Below are 12,295 nucleotides of genomic sequence, written 5' to 3'. Positions count from 1 at the left end.
TTCTAGCGCCGCAGGTACTGGCTGAAATCGATATTGCCGGCTGAAAGCACGGCCTGGATGCGGTTGTGCACGCCCAGCTTGCGCAGGATCGCCGAGACATGGGCTTTCACCGTGGTTTCGGCTATATGCAGGTTGTAGGCGATCTGCTTGTTGGATTCGCCCTTGGACATGCGTTCCAGTACCAGCAGCTGGCGCCGGGTGAGCGACGACAGCAGTTCCGGCGGAATCTGGGTGTCGTCGTTGCGATGGGCGCGACGGCTTTCCGGCTTGCTGGCACGGATGATGTCCGAGGGCAGGTAGACGTTGCCGTCCAGGATCTGCTGCAGCGCCTCGGTCATCTGTTCCCGTGGCGACGATTTGGTAATGAAGCCGACGGCACCGTAGGTGATGGCCTGCAGCACGACCTGCTTGTCCTCCTCGGCCGATACGATCACGACGGGGACGGTGGGGGAGTCGTTGCGCAGGGTGATCAAGCCGTTAAGGCCGTTCATCCCCGGCATGTTGAGGTCCAGCAGGATGAGGTCGAGATCGTCGTGTTCCGCCGTCAGCGCCAGCGCCTGGTCCAGATCCTCGGTTTCGAAGGTTTCGCAACCCGGGAAGCGGGTGCGGATGACATTGGTGATGGCCTCGCGAAACAGGGGGTGATCGTCCGCAATCAGAATCTTGTACACAAGTTTCTCCCTTTATAGTTATTGTCTCCCGCCGAGGGGAGTGTGCCTGTTCGCTATCTTAACCGCTTGTATCGCAGATTACTGCGCAGCCTGCAAGGGGGTCGGCGTCGCACGCTCCAGCGACAGACCGGCATCACGCCAGCCATCGCTGCCTTCGGGGTACCAGTACAGCTGGCTGTAGCCCCATTCGGCGGCGCGGCGCACCGCGTTCCAGGACATCCAGCAGTCGGCGCGGCAGTAGAAGACCAGCGGGAAGTCCCGCAGACCGCCCGTGGCTCGTTCGAGTTCGTTCCTGAAATACTGCTCCCAGCGTGGTTCCAGCACGCCTTTGCCCACATTCGGCAACCAGCGGCTGCCCGGGATCTGATAGCGGGCCTCCTGCTCGACAAAGATGCCGTCGCGCCAGGTCAGTGCCTGTACATTCAGCAGCGCCGGTGTGGGGTTCTGCCCGAGCAGCCGTTGCAGCGACCCGGTGTCGAGGGTGCGGCCACCCTCCACCCGATCGGGTGTGGGGCTGCGATAGCGGGCAATACGGTAGCCGTCGTCCGAAAACAGCGACTCGCCGGTCGCCGTCGGGTTTGCAGTGGCTGTTACCGGCAGCAACAGCAGCAGGGATAGCAGGCAGCTTTTTATATTCATGCTCCCATTAGACCCCCGGAGCCCGGAATACTGAATGCTACGATAGAGCGGATCAAAGGGTACCAAAGTAGTATTTTGCGCGTCGCTTTTCGGTCAAAGTCGGCCCTCGCGCCTGAGGCGTCGCATGACGGACCAGTGATAGAGGCGGGCCAGCAGCGGCCGCAGCAATGGCAGATTGATCAGCCAGGCCAGTGGCCTGAGTCGGGGTACCCGTTGCATCAGCAGGATATAGGCATCGAGTTCGCTATGGATGCGTTGTTGCTCGTCCTCGACGTGCAGTTCGGTCAGCGCCCTGTACGGATCGATCCCGCGGCGGCGCAGCTCCTCGTCCCGCCCGGTAATATCGACCCATTCGACCGCCTCCGCCGCCTCGCCCGCCAGGGTTTCGTAACGTCTGCGTTCGCGTCGGCACAGCGGGCAGGCGCCATCGTAATAGACCTTGAGTTTTGCACTGGCGTCCGACATCGGCGAAGATTCCTCCTGGGGCCGCATTCGGTAGTTTAGACTGCGGGCTGCTTCATATGCTCCGGACAGAAGGGACCGGGATGTCACGCCGAATTCTGATACTGCTGGCGGCGGTGCTGCTGGCGCTTTTCCTGTTTCGCGACGCCGGGCAGACGCAGCCCGACGGCGTGCTGGTGGCGGCCGCGCCGCTGCAGACCGAGGTGGAGCGCAGCGCGTTCGAGTTCGACGGGCACCGTATCGAGGTGCTGGCCGGCTTCGAGCTGGACGCCCGGGTGCTCGGTCGGGAGCGCTACTGGCTCGACCGCGAGTCCGACCTGGCGAAGTACGACCTGGCGCTCGGCTGGGGGCGGATGTCCGATTCCCGGGTGCTCGAGCAGATCGAGATCAGCCAGTCCGGACGCTGGTACCGCTGGCGCGCCGAGCAAATGCCGATCCCCCGGCGCGAGATCGAACGCTCCAGCGCCAACATGCACCTGATCCCGGCGGACGCCTGGATCGAAAAACAGATCGGCAAGGCGGGTCCCGGTGATCTCGTGCGCATCAAGGGCTATCTGGTGCGCGCGGTCAGCCCCGAGGGCTGGCGCTGGCAGAGTTCGCTGACCCGGGACGATACCGGCAACGGGGCCTGCGAACTGATCTACGTCGAGTCGTTCGAAATATTGTGATGCGTGATGCGTGATGCGTGATGCGTGATGCAATGGAGGATGGGCAGAGCGTAGGGTGGCAATGAGCGGAGCGAATTCCACCGCGAATGCTGAGCACTGCAATGGCAATCTGGGAATGCTGAACCATGAACTACGATCAGGTGCGGGACTATCTGCTGAGCCGGCCCGAGGCCTGGGAGGACTACCCGTTCGGCCCCGGTCCCGCGGTGTTCAAGATCCGCGACAAGCTGTTCGCGATCCTTTTCGATGAGGGCAGCATTGCCCGCGTCAACCTCAAGTGCGATCCCGCCGAGGCGCAGATGCTGCGGGACCTCTTCGAGGCAGTCAAGCCGGGCTATCACATGAACAAGCGCCACTGGAACACGGTGGTGCTGGACGGCTCGCTGCCCCGGGGCGAGATCGAGCGCATGATCGACCGCTCCTATGGCCTGGTGGTCAGGGGGCTGCGGTCCGGCGAGCGCCGAGCCCTGGAACTGGCGTGGGGTGCCGAAGTTTTATACCGTTAACTTCGTTTCCGGACGCTGTATTTTTCCGGCGCCAATAGGGGCTGGCGGTAAAACGCCGCTCGGTGAGCGGCGCAAAACAGCCATGTCAGGGTTCAGGGGCCCCGCCATGCGGGGCGGCGGTCAGCCGCGCAGGCGCTGGACGGTTTCGCGGGCCAGGTCACGGATGCCGGACCAGTTGCCGGCTTCGATCAGGTCGGCGGGCGTGAGCCAGGAGCCGCCGACGCACATGACGTTGTCCAGCGAAAGGTATTCATTGGCGCTGTTGAGGCGGATGCCGCCGGTCGGGCAGAAGCGCACGTCCGGGAAGGGGCCCGCGTAGGCTTTCAGGGCCGGGGCCGCCGGCGACGCTGGCCGGGAAGAACTTGAAGCGACGGTAGCCGCGCTGCAGGCCTTCCATCATCTCGGAAATGGTCTGAATACCGGGCAGCAGCGGTACCGTACTGTCGATGCCGGTATCGAGCAGTTCGCGGGTCGATCCCGGGGTCACGATAAAGCAGGCACCCGCTTCGCAGGCGGCCCGGTACTGCGCCGGATCGGCGATGGTGCCGGCGCCGACGCGGGCTTCCGGCAGGCGTTCTGACAGCAACTGGATCGACTCCAGTGCCGCTTCCGTGCGCAGGGTCACTTCGAGCACCGGCAGGCCGCCTTCGAGCAGCGCTTCGGCGATTGGCAGCGCCTCGGCGGCCGAGTTGAAGGTCAGTACCGGAACAACCGGCGCCAGGGCGCAGATTTCGTCGATCCGGGCGGTCTTGTCAGCGGTAAGGGTCTTGATAGTCATAATCTGTCCTGTTTTGGCGACAGACCGGGGTGGCGGCTGTCGCTGGAAATCTTTGGCTGGCCTAGCGGCTCCAGTAAATGGTCAGGGGGCGCTGCAGGAACAGGCGGATCGGCATCTCGCGGATATCGTCGCCGGCCAGCACCTGCTGCAGTGTCTCCAGCTTGTCCTCGCCCTTGAGATGCAGAATCCGCTCCCGGCTCGCAAGCAGGCGCGCCGCACTCAGGGTCATGCGCTCGTGGGGGGCGCTGGTCGGCGTCACGGCACAGCAGGAGCGGTCGGTTTCCAGCGCACGGCCGAGGTCTTCCGAGCAGGGGAACAGCGAGGCGGTATGGCCGTCGTTGCCCATGCCCAGTACGACCAGGTCGAGCTGATCGGGCAGCTGTGCCAGGCGCTCGGCACAGGCCTCCTCCATCTGGTGGGCATTGCCCTGCGGCAGCCAGAGGCCGATAAAGCGTGCAGCGGCGGCATGCCCGTGCAGCAGGTGGCGTTTCAGCAGACCTTCGTTGCTGTCCGCCTCTTCCGTCGCGACCCAGCGGTCGTCGGCGAGGGTGACCAGGGTGTCCTGCCAGGGCAGGGCCATCCGGCTCAGGCGTTCGAACAGCGGAACCGGCGTACGGCCGCCCGACAGCGCGATCGACGCCTGCTCGTGGTCCGCAGTCGCAGTCCTGATCACCGTACCGATGCGCTCGGCCAGGGCGTCGCACAGTTGCTCGGGATCGTCGAAGCGCAGCAGGCTGACCTGTTCGGGCAGTTTCAACTCACTCTTGCTCATGCCAGTGCCTCCCGTCTGCCGTCAGCATCGCGTCGGAGGCGTCGGGGCCCCAGCTGCCGGCCGGATAGGGCAGGGGTGCGCCACCTGCTTTCCAGTTCGCCAGGATCTGGTCGCACCAGGTCCAGGCATGTTCGATTTCGTCGCGCCGCACGAACAGGTACTGATTGCCCTGGATCACTTCGAGCAGCAGTCGCTCGTAGGCGTCGGGTACCCGGGTCATCTCGAATGCCTGGGAAAAGCTCAGCTGCAGCGGTGCCGAGCGCAGCTGCATGCCCTTGTCCAGGCCCTGGTCCTTGGTGACGATCTGCAGCGAGATGCCTTCGTCGGGCTGCAGCTTGATGGTCAGCCGGTTTTCCGCCAGCTTGCGCTGCTCCGGGTCGAAGATGTAATGCGGCTGCTGGCGAAAGTGTATGGTGATCTGCGACAGCTTCTCCGGCATCCGCTTGCCGGTACGCATGTAGAAGGGCACGCCGGCCCAGCGCCAGTTGCGAATCTCAGCCTTGATGGCGACGAAGGATTCGGTGTCGCTGCTGACGTTGGCGTCGGGTTCCTCGAGATAGCCGGGCACCGGCTTGCCGTCGATCTCGCCGGCCGCGTACTGGCCGCGGATCACATGGGTGTCCCGGATGTCGTCGGTGATCGGGCGCAGGGCCTTCAGGACCTTGACCTTCTCGTCACGGATGGCGTCGGCACTGAGATCCGACGGCGGGTCCATGGCCACCAGGCAGAGCAGTTGCAGCAGGTGGTTCTGCACCATGTCGCGCAGCTGGCCGTACTTGTCGAAGTAACCCCAGCGCCCTTCGATGCCCACCTTCTCGGCGACGGTGATCTCGACATGGGAGATGTGGTTCTGATTCCACTGATTGCCGAAGAGGTTGTTGGCGAATCGCAGTGCGATCAGGTTCTGCACCGTTTCCTTGCCCAGGTAGTGATCGATGCGGTAGATCTGCGCCTCGTCGTAGTGACGTGCGACGGCGGCATTGACTTCGTGGGACGACTCGAGGCTGTGACCGATCGGCTTTTCCAGCACCACGCGACTGCGCTCGTCGATGCAGCCGGCGGCATCGAGATTTTCGCTGATCATGCCGTAGATAGAGGCGGCGGTGGAATAGTAGAAGATACGGTTGCGCCCGGGCTGTTCGTCGAGCAGCGCCTTGAGGTCCCGGTAGCCTTCGCTGGCGCCGAAATCGAAATTCAGGAACTGTAACCGGCCGAGGAAGGTGCGCAGCGGCGCTTCCTCGATCTCGCTTTCCTTCACGAAACGACGCAGGCTGGCTTCGCTTTGGGTCAGGCTCTCGGCGGGTTCGGATCCACGCGCCAGGCCCAGAATGCGGGTGTCGGCATGGAGCAGGCCGGCACGTTCGAGCTGGTAAAGTGCCGGCAGCAGCTTGCGCTGGGTCAGATCGCCGAGCGCGCCGAAGAACAGGATGTCGCAGGAGGTATCGGCAGTGGGCATGGGTCTTGGCCTGTTTTTTTGTTTATTCAACGAATATGCTGTGATCGTATCGGGCGATTTCCGGAGAGTCAACGAATAAATTTGTAAAACTTACATAATTATGTGGGTTTCTTACCGTTCCTTGAGGCCGCGGCCTCAGGTGGCGGCTGGCAGCGAGGCCGGTGGGACGCTATAGTGGGCCCGGAAAGCAAAATGTAGTTAATTTACCAATGCAGAACTCAGCATGAACACTAATAGTGTTAATCTACTCGAGCAGATTCGCCAGCGGCTCGACAGCCTCAACAAGTCCGAGCGCAAGGTGGCGACGGTGATTCTGCGCGATCCCCAGACCGCGACCCGCCTCAGCATCACGGCGCTGGCCCAGGCATCGGGCGTCAGCGAGCCGACGGTCAACCGTTTCTGCCGCAGTTTCGACAACCGCGGTTACCCGGACTTCAAGATTCAGCTGGCCCAGAGTCTCGCCGGGGGCATGCCCTATGTCTCGCGCAGCGTCGAGCAGGACGACAGCACCGAGGAATACACCGACAAGATCTTCTCGTCGACCATCGCGGCCCTGGATACCGCACGCCAGAGCCTGGATGCGGCCCAGATCACCCGTGCGGTGGATTATCTCAGTCAGGCCAAGCAGGTGGCCTTCTTCGGGCTGGGGGCGTCGGGGCCGGTGGCGCTGGATGCGCAGCACAAGTTCTTCCGTCTCAATATTCCGGTCATGGCCTATGACGATGTGCTGATGCAGCGCATGGTCGCGGCAGGCGCCAATACCGGAGACGTGGTGGTGCTGATCTCCTATACCGGCCGGACCCGCGAGCTGGTCGATATCGCCCGGCTGGCGCGGGAAAGCGGTGCGACCGTGATCGGTATCACCAGCGAGCGCTCGCCGCTGGCCGAGGAGTGCACCCTGCTGCTGCCGGTACCGAGCCAGGAGGATACCGATGTCTATATGCCGATGACGTCGCGCATTATCCAGCTGACGCTGCTCGATGTGCTGGCCACCGGCGTGATCCTGCGACGGGGGTGGACTTTCAGCGCTATCTGAAGAAGATCAAGGACAGCCTGATACCGACCCGCTATCCGCATGAATAGTGAATAGTTAACAGTGAACAGAATACAGTTACAGCAAAAGCAGCGAGTAGCCATTGTTAGCTCAATACTGTTAACTGTTGACGCGATTGAAATATGACTCAGCACAAGCCGATCCATGTCGTCGATGACGATGCCGATATCCGTTCGCTGTTGAAAAGTTACCTCGAGCGCAATCAGTTCGAGGTACGCACGGCCGCCGACGGCGAAAGTCTGCTGGCCGAGCTGAAGGCCGGTGCGCCGGCCGCGCTGGTGGTGCTGGATGTGATGCTGCCGGGGGACGACGGGTTCGAGGTCTGCCGCAAGCTGCGGACCTTTTCCCGGGTGCCGGTGATCATGCTGACGGCGAGCTCGGATGAGATGGATCGTATTGTCGGGCTGGAAATCGGTGCCGACGATTATCTCGCCAAGCCGTTCAACCCGCGGGAGCTGCTGGCCCGCATCCGCGCCATCCTGCGCCGCAGCGACCAGGCACCGGAGGCTTCGCCACCCGCGGCGGGCGGGCGCTATCAGCGGTTTGCCGGCTTCGAGCTCGACGCGGTCCAGCGTCAGCTGTTCGACCGCCATGGCGAGACCGTCGAACTGTCCGGCGCCGAATACGCGCTTCTGCGCTTGCTGCTGGATCACGCCGGGGAGGTGTTGAGCCGTGATCGCATTGCCGAGGCCACCCGCGGTCGCGACAACCTGCCGATGGATCGCTTTATCGATGTCCAGATCAGCCGGCTGCGGCAGCGTCTGGGTGACGACGCCCGCTCGCCGCAGCTGATCAAGACCGTGCGTGGGCAGGGCTACGTGCTGGCGGCGCCGGTGGAGCAGAGCGATGTGCCGCAGCGTTGAGGCCGGAGCCCATGGTCTGGCTGACTAAGCGCCTGTGGCAGTGGCCGCGTTCGGCCTCCGGCAGGATCCTGGCGGTACTGGCACTGGCGCTTGAGCTGCTGCTGGCGCAACGGGTGTCGGGCGCGATCTGGCTCGCCCTTTTGCGGGTTGAGCGAAGGGGCAGGGTGTATCATGGCCTGGCTGGCTAAGCGCCTGCGGCAGTGGCCGCGTTCGGCCTCCGGCAGAATCCTGGCGGTGCTGGCGCTGGCGCTGGCGTTTGAGTTGCTGCTGGCGCAACGGGTGTCGGGCGCGATCTGGCTCGCCCTTTTGCGGGTTGAGCGAAGGGGCAGGGTGTATCATGGCCTGGCTGGCTAAGCGCCTGCGGCACTGGCCGCGATCCGCCTCCGGCAGAATCCTGGCGGTGCTGGCACTGGGGGTATTGCTGGCGCAACTGGTGTCGAGCGCGATCTGGCTGACGCAGTGGCGCGCCGACAGCGAAGCCAATGTCCGGGAAATGTCCCGGCACATGGCGTTCCGGGTCGCCTCCACGGTGCAGTTCTTCACCTCGCTGCCGACGGCCTACCGCCATGTGGTGCTCGACCAGTTGCGGGACATGGGCGGTACCCGTTTCTTCGTTACCCTCAATCGCGAGGAGATCCGCATCAACGACCTGCCGGACTCGCGGCTCAAGGGCGTGGTGGTGGATCAGTTTCGCGACGTACTGGGGCGCGAACTCGGGCCGGATCAGCACCTTCGCATCGCTTTTTCCCGGCCGTCCGATCTGCACGTCATCAGCAACGAGATCCTGCTCACCGATCTGCCCGAACGCTGGGGCAGTCAGGCGTTGCGGGTCGGCTCCCGCGAGGCGCCCATCCTGGTGATCCAGATACCGATCGCCGACGAGCAGTGGCTCTATCTCGCGACCCTGATGCCTGACCCGGGATTCCTGGAGACCGGTACGCCGCTGTCGAACGAGCGCCTGCTGTCGCTGCTGATCTCCCTTGTCGTGATGATGTTGTTCGGTGTCTGGATCGTCCGCTCGCTGACCCGACCGCTGCGACGCCTTGCCCGGGCCGCCGAAAGCTTCGGTCAGGGACAGGCGCAACCCGTGCCGGAGACCGGCAGCTACGAGCTGGAAATGACGGCGCGGGCCTTCAACGCCATGCAACTGCGGATCCAGCGCTATCTCGATGACCGGGAGCGGCTGTTCGCATCGATATCCCATGATCTTAAGACGCCGATCACACGGCTGCGACTGCGCGCGGAGATGCTCGACGATGACGATGAGCGCGAGGCTTTCTGCCGTGATCTCGAGGATCTCGACATGCTGGTCAAGGGGGCACTCCAGAGTGTCAAGGACACCGACATTCACGAGAACCGGGTCGAGGTCGACCTGCATCGCCTGCTCGAGCATCTGTGCGACAGTGCCAGGCTCGGCGGTCAAACGGTGACGTTGCAGGGAGAGCAGCACATGCCTTTCTTTGGCAAGCCGCTGGCGCTCAGGCGCTGTCTGGGCAATCTGATCGACAACGCGCTCTTTTATGGCGGTAGCGCTGCTATCCGCATGGACGACAGTCCGGAGCGCCTCGAAATCCGCGTGCTCGACGATGGCCCCGGCATCCCCGAAGACAAGCTCGAGCGGGCCTTCGCGCCCTATACCCGGCTGTCGACGCAGCGCAGCGGTCAGGCCGGCATGGGCCTCGGGCTTTCGATCGCCCGCAATATTGCCCGCGCCCACGGCGGCGAACTGCGGCTGCAAAATCGCCCCGAGGGCGGGCTCGAAGCCTGCCTGACGCTGCCCCGGTAGGGTGGAATGACCGCCAGGGGCGGCAGAAATACCGGCATTGCAGGAAGCAAATGTCGGAGGAGCCTGCGAATTCCGCCGGGAACGTCTGGGCAGGCCGATACTTCATCCCCGCTGGCAGATCAATTCCGAATGGCTCATAACGGAATCAATTGGTGGTCCGCACCTGGACAAAGTAAGCCGGCGTGGCCGATTCCAGAAGCGCGATCCGAATCATGCCGTGGTGTGAAAGAACCATTGTTGGACAAGGAGGTGGCATATGGCCCGGATGTCTAGCGAGTCGTCCCTTTCAATTGCCCCGGAGTCGCACCGAGTTTAAGGCGTAACACACGAGTCAGGTGGGCCTGATCGGAAAAGCCGCATAGATAGGCTATCTCCTTGATTGCAAAACGTCCTTCCGTCAGCATTGCCCGGGCCTTTTGCACCCGTTGTTCGGTGACGAACGCATGGGGTGATGTGGCAAAGCTCTCCTTGAATTTGCGCGAGAAGGTCCATACTCCGAGACCGACCTCCTGGGCCAGATCCTCCAACCGGATAGCGCTGTGCAGATGCGACTCGATGTAATCGATCAAGCGTCGTTTCTGGCATGGTGTCAGACCGCCGACATCGGCGGGATTTCGAAAGGTTACGCTGGCGTAGCGGCGTAAAAGATGTACCGCCATCTGCATGCCCAGCGCTTCGACATACAGAGTGCCGCCCAAGCCGCTGGCATGTACTTCGGTATCGATGGCATCGGTGATCGAGGTCAGAATCGGATCCTGCATCTGCAGAACATCGTGCAGACGAACATCCTCCACTGGGCGTCCCAGAACGTCGCAGGCAACCCGCGACATCAATGCATTGGACAGGTAAATGTGGGCGACCTCGATGTCCTGGGTCCAGTGCCAGTGGGAGTTCTGGGCATTGGTCAGCAGGGAGATGTCGCCCGGTGCGCAGGTGGTGCGGGTGCCTTTGCTGTCGTCCAGCTGGCGGTACATGGGGGTATGGCCGTTGCGATAGCGTACGATCATGAAGTGATCGAGAGGGGGAATCGGCACCTCCTGTCCCTTGTACAGATAGGAGCGCTGGGCAACGTCCTTCCAGCCCAAAGAGGCACTGCTGGTCAGCAGTTTGCCCGGAACCCACTTGGGAAGCTCGTCCGGGGTGATAACTTTCGGCATAGGACTATCCTCGCCGGGCTGACGAGTGCTCTGCGGCAGCTATTCAAGGGATAAGTGCGCCGACTCCCCTTGAAGTTGGAACCCCGGTTCAGGGACCTGCTGTCACAGCAGCCTGCAGGTCAGGAAAGGGTTAGCTGCGGCGTTGCCGCCGTTGCTTGCCCTAACTGCCTAGCGGCCCGGATGGCTTTTTATTTTAATCGGTACCGTTAGTAGGGGATGGGTGTTGCCACCCATCCAAGCTCCATAGTGCCATTGAGCGGTGCAAGGTGCCATGACACTTTGGGGCTATTTGTTCCGGGGGCGAGAGGTGCACCTGGAACAGCGTCCGCTAAAGATGGTGGATCTCCATGACCGGAGAAGACCGATCCGAGCGGGCGACAACCATATGCCGGGCTTAGGCGACCGGCGTAGCCAACAGCTCCCGGATGTTGGCGTCAAATTGCTCCACCATCTGCGCATCGGTGCCGAACAGGCCCAGGTGACCATCGACACTCTGCAGCGGGCGGAATTCGCTGTCGGGGATTAACTGCTGTTCAGCCTGGCAGTCGGTGCAGGGGAAGAACATGTCATGACTGATTGGCATCACGTAGGTCTTGGCTTTGATGCGTCCCAACGCGGCAGACAGGTCGCCAGCGGTGTGGCGGCTGACGTCGCCGCGCTGCCATTTCCACGCCATGCACAGCAGGTTGTTCGGATCCATCGGTGCGAAGTAGCCGGTCATGAAGTTATCCACGAACGCTGGCATCGATGCGAAATCCAGCGCATGGTGGCGTCCGGTACGGAAGAACTCCGTGCTCCAGCCCATCAGGGTCCACAACTGGGCATGGCGTTTCAGGCCTGCGGCGACCTCTTCCGGCGAATGGTAACGGCCCCTCTGGAAGCCCGGATCGGTGGTGATGGCATCGATCAGGGTTTCGGTGAACAGGAAGTCGTGCTCTGTGTTCTTCGCCGTACCGGCCATGGGAGCGGCACGTTTGACGAACTCCGGATAGCGCACGGCCCACTCGTAGGTCTGCTGGGCACCCATCGAACCACCGACCACCAGGGCGAGGCTATCGAGATCAAAATGTTCGGTCAGCAGGCGGTGCTGGGCGCGGACATCGTCGCTGATGCGTACCTGGGGGAAGTCGGGACCGCTGCTGTTGCTTGGCGAGGTGGAAAGTCCACTACCGATCTGGTTGACGCAGATGATGAAATATTTATCCGGGTCCAGTGCCCGCCCGGTACCGATATAGACCTGTTCCATGATCTTGCTGGTACCCGAGTACCAGGTTGGTACCAGGATCGCATTGTCTTTAGCGGCGTTGAGCTGGCCGTGTAGTGAAACGGCGAGTTTGCAGTCGGACAGGGTGCCGCCCTCCTCGAGCTGCAGGTCACCGATACCGATCAGCTCGAATGGACCATGATTCTCTTGCGAATAGTAGTTGCTCACGACAAATCTCCTTGCATACGACACGTATTGCGCGCGGAGGGGGGACCGCCG

The 12,295-nt window shown here is 62.6% G+C and carries 13 protein-coding genes and 2 pseudogenes; 7 read left to right on the top strand and 8 right to left on the bottom strand.

Annotated elements, in window-relative coordinates; all coding sequences use genetic code 11:
- Window positions 1-2: 2 nt before the first annotated feature.
- The 3 genes from ACFQDL_RS30155 to ACFQDL_RS30145 all read right to left on the bottom strand — a co-directional run bounded on the left by ACFQDL_RS30155 (window position 3) and on the right by ACFQDL_RS30145 (window position 1,775).
- Entirely contained in the window at window positions 3-671 is a 669-nt protein-coding gene (locus ACFQDL_RS30155) for a response regulator (protein WP_379912612.1), read from the bottom strand.
- 78 nt (window positions 672-749) lie between these two features.
- Complete coding sequence (locus ACFQDL_RS30150) at window positions 750-1,310, bottom strand: rhodanese-like domain-containing protein (RefSeq protein WP_379912610.1); 561 nt, start codon at window positions 1,308-1,310, stop codon at window positions 750-752.
- 93 nt (window positions 1,311-1,403) lie between these two features.
- On the bottom strand, window positions 1,404-1,775 hold the full coding sequence (locus ACFQDL_RS30145) for a thiol-disulfide oxidoreductase DCC family protein (RefSeq protein WP_379912608.1): 372 nt from the start codon (window positions 1,773-1,775) through the stop codon (window positions 1,404-1,406).
- A gap of 80 nt (window positions 1,776-1,855) precedes the next feature.
- On the opposite strand from ACFQDL_RS30145, the gene ACFQDL_RS30140 reads away from it, so the two are divergent.
- Together ACFQDL_RS30140 and ACFQDL_RS30135 are read left to right on the top strand one after the other, a co-directional pair.
- Entirely contained in the window at window positions 1,856-2,440 is a 585-nt protein-coding gene (locus ACFQDL_RS30140; RefSeq protein ID WP_379912606.1) for a hypothetical protein, read from the top strand.
- A 125-nt stretch (window positions 2,441-2,565) separates the two neighbouring features.
- Window positions 2,566-2,946: an MmcQ/YjbR family DNA-binding protein gene (locus ACFQDL_RS30135; RefSeq protein ID WP_379912604.1), complete on the top strand. Its 381-nt coding sequence runs from the start codon at window positions 2,566-2,568 to the stop codon at window positions 2,944-2,946.
- A 120-nt stretch (window positions 2,947-3,066) separates the two neighbouring features.
- On the opposite strand, the pseudogene ACFQDL_RS30130 reads toward ACFQDL_RS30135, so the two are convergent.
- The 3 genes and pseudogenes from ACFQDL_RS30130 to zwf all read right to left on the bottom strand — a co-directional run bounded on the left by ACFQDL_RS30130 (window position 3,067) and on the right by zwf (window position 5,952).
- Window positions 3,067-3,724: pseudogene (locus tag ACFQDL_RS30130) on the bottom strand (bifunctional 4-hydroxy-2-oxoglutarate aldolase/2-dehydro-3-deoxy-phosphogluconate aldolase).
- Between the two features lie 61 nt (window positions 3,725-3,785).
- Window positions 3,786-4,496 (bottom strand): 6-phosphogluconolactonase, encoded by a 711-nt coding sequence (gene pgl / locus ACFQDL_RS30125; protein ID WP_379912602.1) that lies wholly within the window; start codon window positions 4,494-4,496, stop codon window positions 3,786-3,788.
- Window positions 4,483-5,952, bottom strand: coding sequence for a glucose-6-phosphate dehydrogenase (gene zwf, locus ACFQDL_RS30120; RefSeq protein WP_379912600.1), 1,470 nt, complete (start codon window positions 5,950-5,952; stop codon window positions 4,483-4,485). The genes pgl and zwf overlap by 14 nt, the downstream gene beginning before the upstream one ends.
- 223 nt (window positions 5,953-6,175) lie before the next feature.
- On the opposite strand from zwf, the pseudogene ACFQDL_RS30115 reads away from it, so the two are divergent.
- The 5 genes and pseudogenes from ACFQDL_RS30115 (at window position 6,176) to ACFQDL_RS30095 (ending at window position 9,655) form a co-directional block, all read left to right on the top strand.
- Window positions 6,176-7,035 (top strand): annotated as a pseudogene (locus tag ACFQDL_RS30115) (MurR/RpiR family transcriptional regulator).
- Window positions 7,036-7,128: 93 nt separating this feature from the next.
- Window positions 7,129-7,869 (top strand): response regulator, encoded by a 741-nt coding sequence (locus ACFQDL_RS30110; RefSeq protein WP_379912598.1) that lies wholly within the window; start codon window positions 7,129-7,131, stop codon window positions 7,867-7,869.
- Window positions 7,870-7,880: 11 nt separating this feature from the next.
- Window positions 7,881-8,057 carry a hypothetical protein gene (locus tag ACFQDL_RS30105; protein WP_379912596.1) on the top strand — a complete coding sequence of 59 codons (177 nt, stop codon included), beginning with the start codon at window positions 7,881-7,883 and terminating at the stop codon, window positions 8,055-8,057.
- Window positions 8,041-8,223 carry a hypothetical protein gene (locus ACFQDL_RS30100; protein ID WP_379912595.1) on the top strand — a complete coding sequence of 61 codons (183 nt, stop codon included), beginning with the start codon at window positions 8,041-8,043 and terminating at the stop codon, window positions 8,221-8,223. The genes ACFQDL_RS30105 and ACFQDL_RS30100 overlap by 17 nt, the downstream gene beginning before the upstream one ends.
- The gene (locus ACFQDL_RS30095) at window positions 8,207-9,655 is read left to right on the top strand and encodes an ATP-binding protein (RefSeq protein WP_379912593.1); all 1,449 of its coding nucleotides are present in this window, start codon (window positions 8,207-8,209) and stop codon (window positions 9,653-9,655) included. The genes ACFQDL_RS30100 and ACFQDL_RS30095 overlap by 17 nt, the downstream gene beginning before the upstream one ends.
- 269 nt (window positions 9,656-9,924) lie before the next feature.
- Here ACFQDL_RS30095 and ACFQDL_RS30090 read toward each other — a convergent pair whose 3' ends face one another.
- Entirely contained in the window at window positions 9,925-10,812 is an 888-nt protein-coding gene (locus ACFQDL_RS30090; RefSeq protein WP_379912591.1) for a helix-turn-helix domain-containing protein, read from the bottom strand.
- A 394-nt stretch (window positions 10,813-11,206) separates the two neighbouring features.
- Window positions 11,207-12,244, bottom strand: coding sequence for an alpha/beta fold hydrolase (locus ACFQDL_RS30085; RefSeq protein WP_379912589.1), 1,038 nt, complete (start codon window positions 12,242-12,244; stop codon window positions 11,207-11,209).
- Window positions 12,245-12,295 lie beyond the last annotated feature (51 nt).

Source organism: Marinobacterium aestuariivivens, assembly GCF_042661465.1.
In the GTDB taxonomy this organism is placed as follows: Bacteria; Pseudomonadota; Gammaproteobacteria; order Pseudomonadales; family Balneatricaceae; genus Marinobacterium_A; species Marinobacterium_A aestuariivivens.
This window is presented reverse-complemented; position numbering and strand designations above follow the sequence as displayed.

What these genes read in the sequence shown, in the direction of transcription:
- ACFQDL_RS30150 (WP_379912610.1), bottom strand. Translation starts at nt 1,310, where the DNA reads ATGAATATAAAAAGCTGCCTGCTATCCCTGCTGCTGTTGCTGCCGGTA.
- ACFQDL_RS30145 (WP_379912608.1), bottom strand. Translation starts at nt 1,775, where the DNA reads ATGTCGGACGCCAGTGCAAAACTCAAGGTCTATTACGATGGCGCCTGC.
- ACFQDL_RS30140 (WP_379912606.1), top strand. Translation starts at nt 1,856, where the DNA reads ATGTCACGCCGAATTCTGATACTGCTGGCGGCGGTGCTGCTGGCGCTT.
- ACFQDL_RS30135 (WP_379912604.1), top strand. Translation starts at nt 2,566, where the DNA reads ATGAACTACGATCAGGTGCGGGACTATCTGCTGAGCCGGCCCGAGGCC.
- pgl (WP_379912602.1), bottom strand. Translation starts at nt 4,496, where the DNA reads ATGAGCAAGAGTGAGTTGAAACTGCCCGAACAGGTCAGCCTGCTGCGC.
- zwf (WP_379912600.1), bottom strand. Translation starts at nt 5,952, where the DNA reads ATGCCCACTGCCGATACCTCCTGCGACATCCTGTTCTTCGGCGCGCTC.
- ACFQDL_RS30110 (WP_379912598.1), top strand. Translation starts at nt 7,129, where the DNA reads ATGACTCAGCACAAGCCGATCCATGTCGTCGATGACGATGCCGATATC.
- ACFQDL_RS30105 (WP_379912596.1), top strand. Translation starts at nt 7,881, where the DNA reads ATGGTCTGGCTGACTAAGCGCCTGTGGCAGTGGCCGCGTTCGGCCTCC.
- ACFQDL_RS30100 (WP_379912595.1), top strand. Translation starts at nt 8,041, where the DNA reads ATGGCCTGGCTGGCTAAGCGCCTGCGGCAGTGGCCGCGTTCGGCCTCC.
- ACFQDL_RS30095 (WP_379912593.1), top strand. Translation starts at nt 8,207, where the DNA reads ATGGCCTGGCTGGCTAAGCGCCTGCGGCACTGGCCGCGATCCGCCTCC.
- ACFQDL_RS30090 (WP_379912591.1), bottom strand. Translation starts at nt 10,812, where the DNA reads ATGCCGAAAGTTATCACCCCGGACGAGCTTCCCAAGTGGGTTCCGGGC.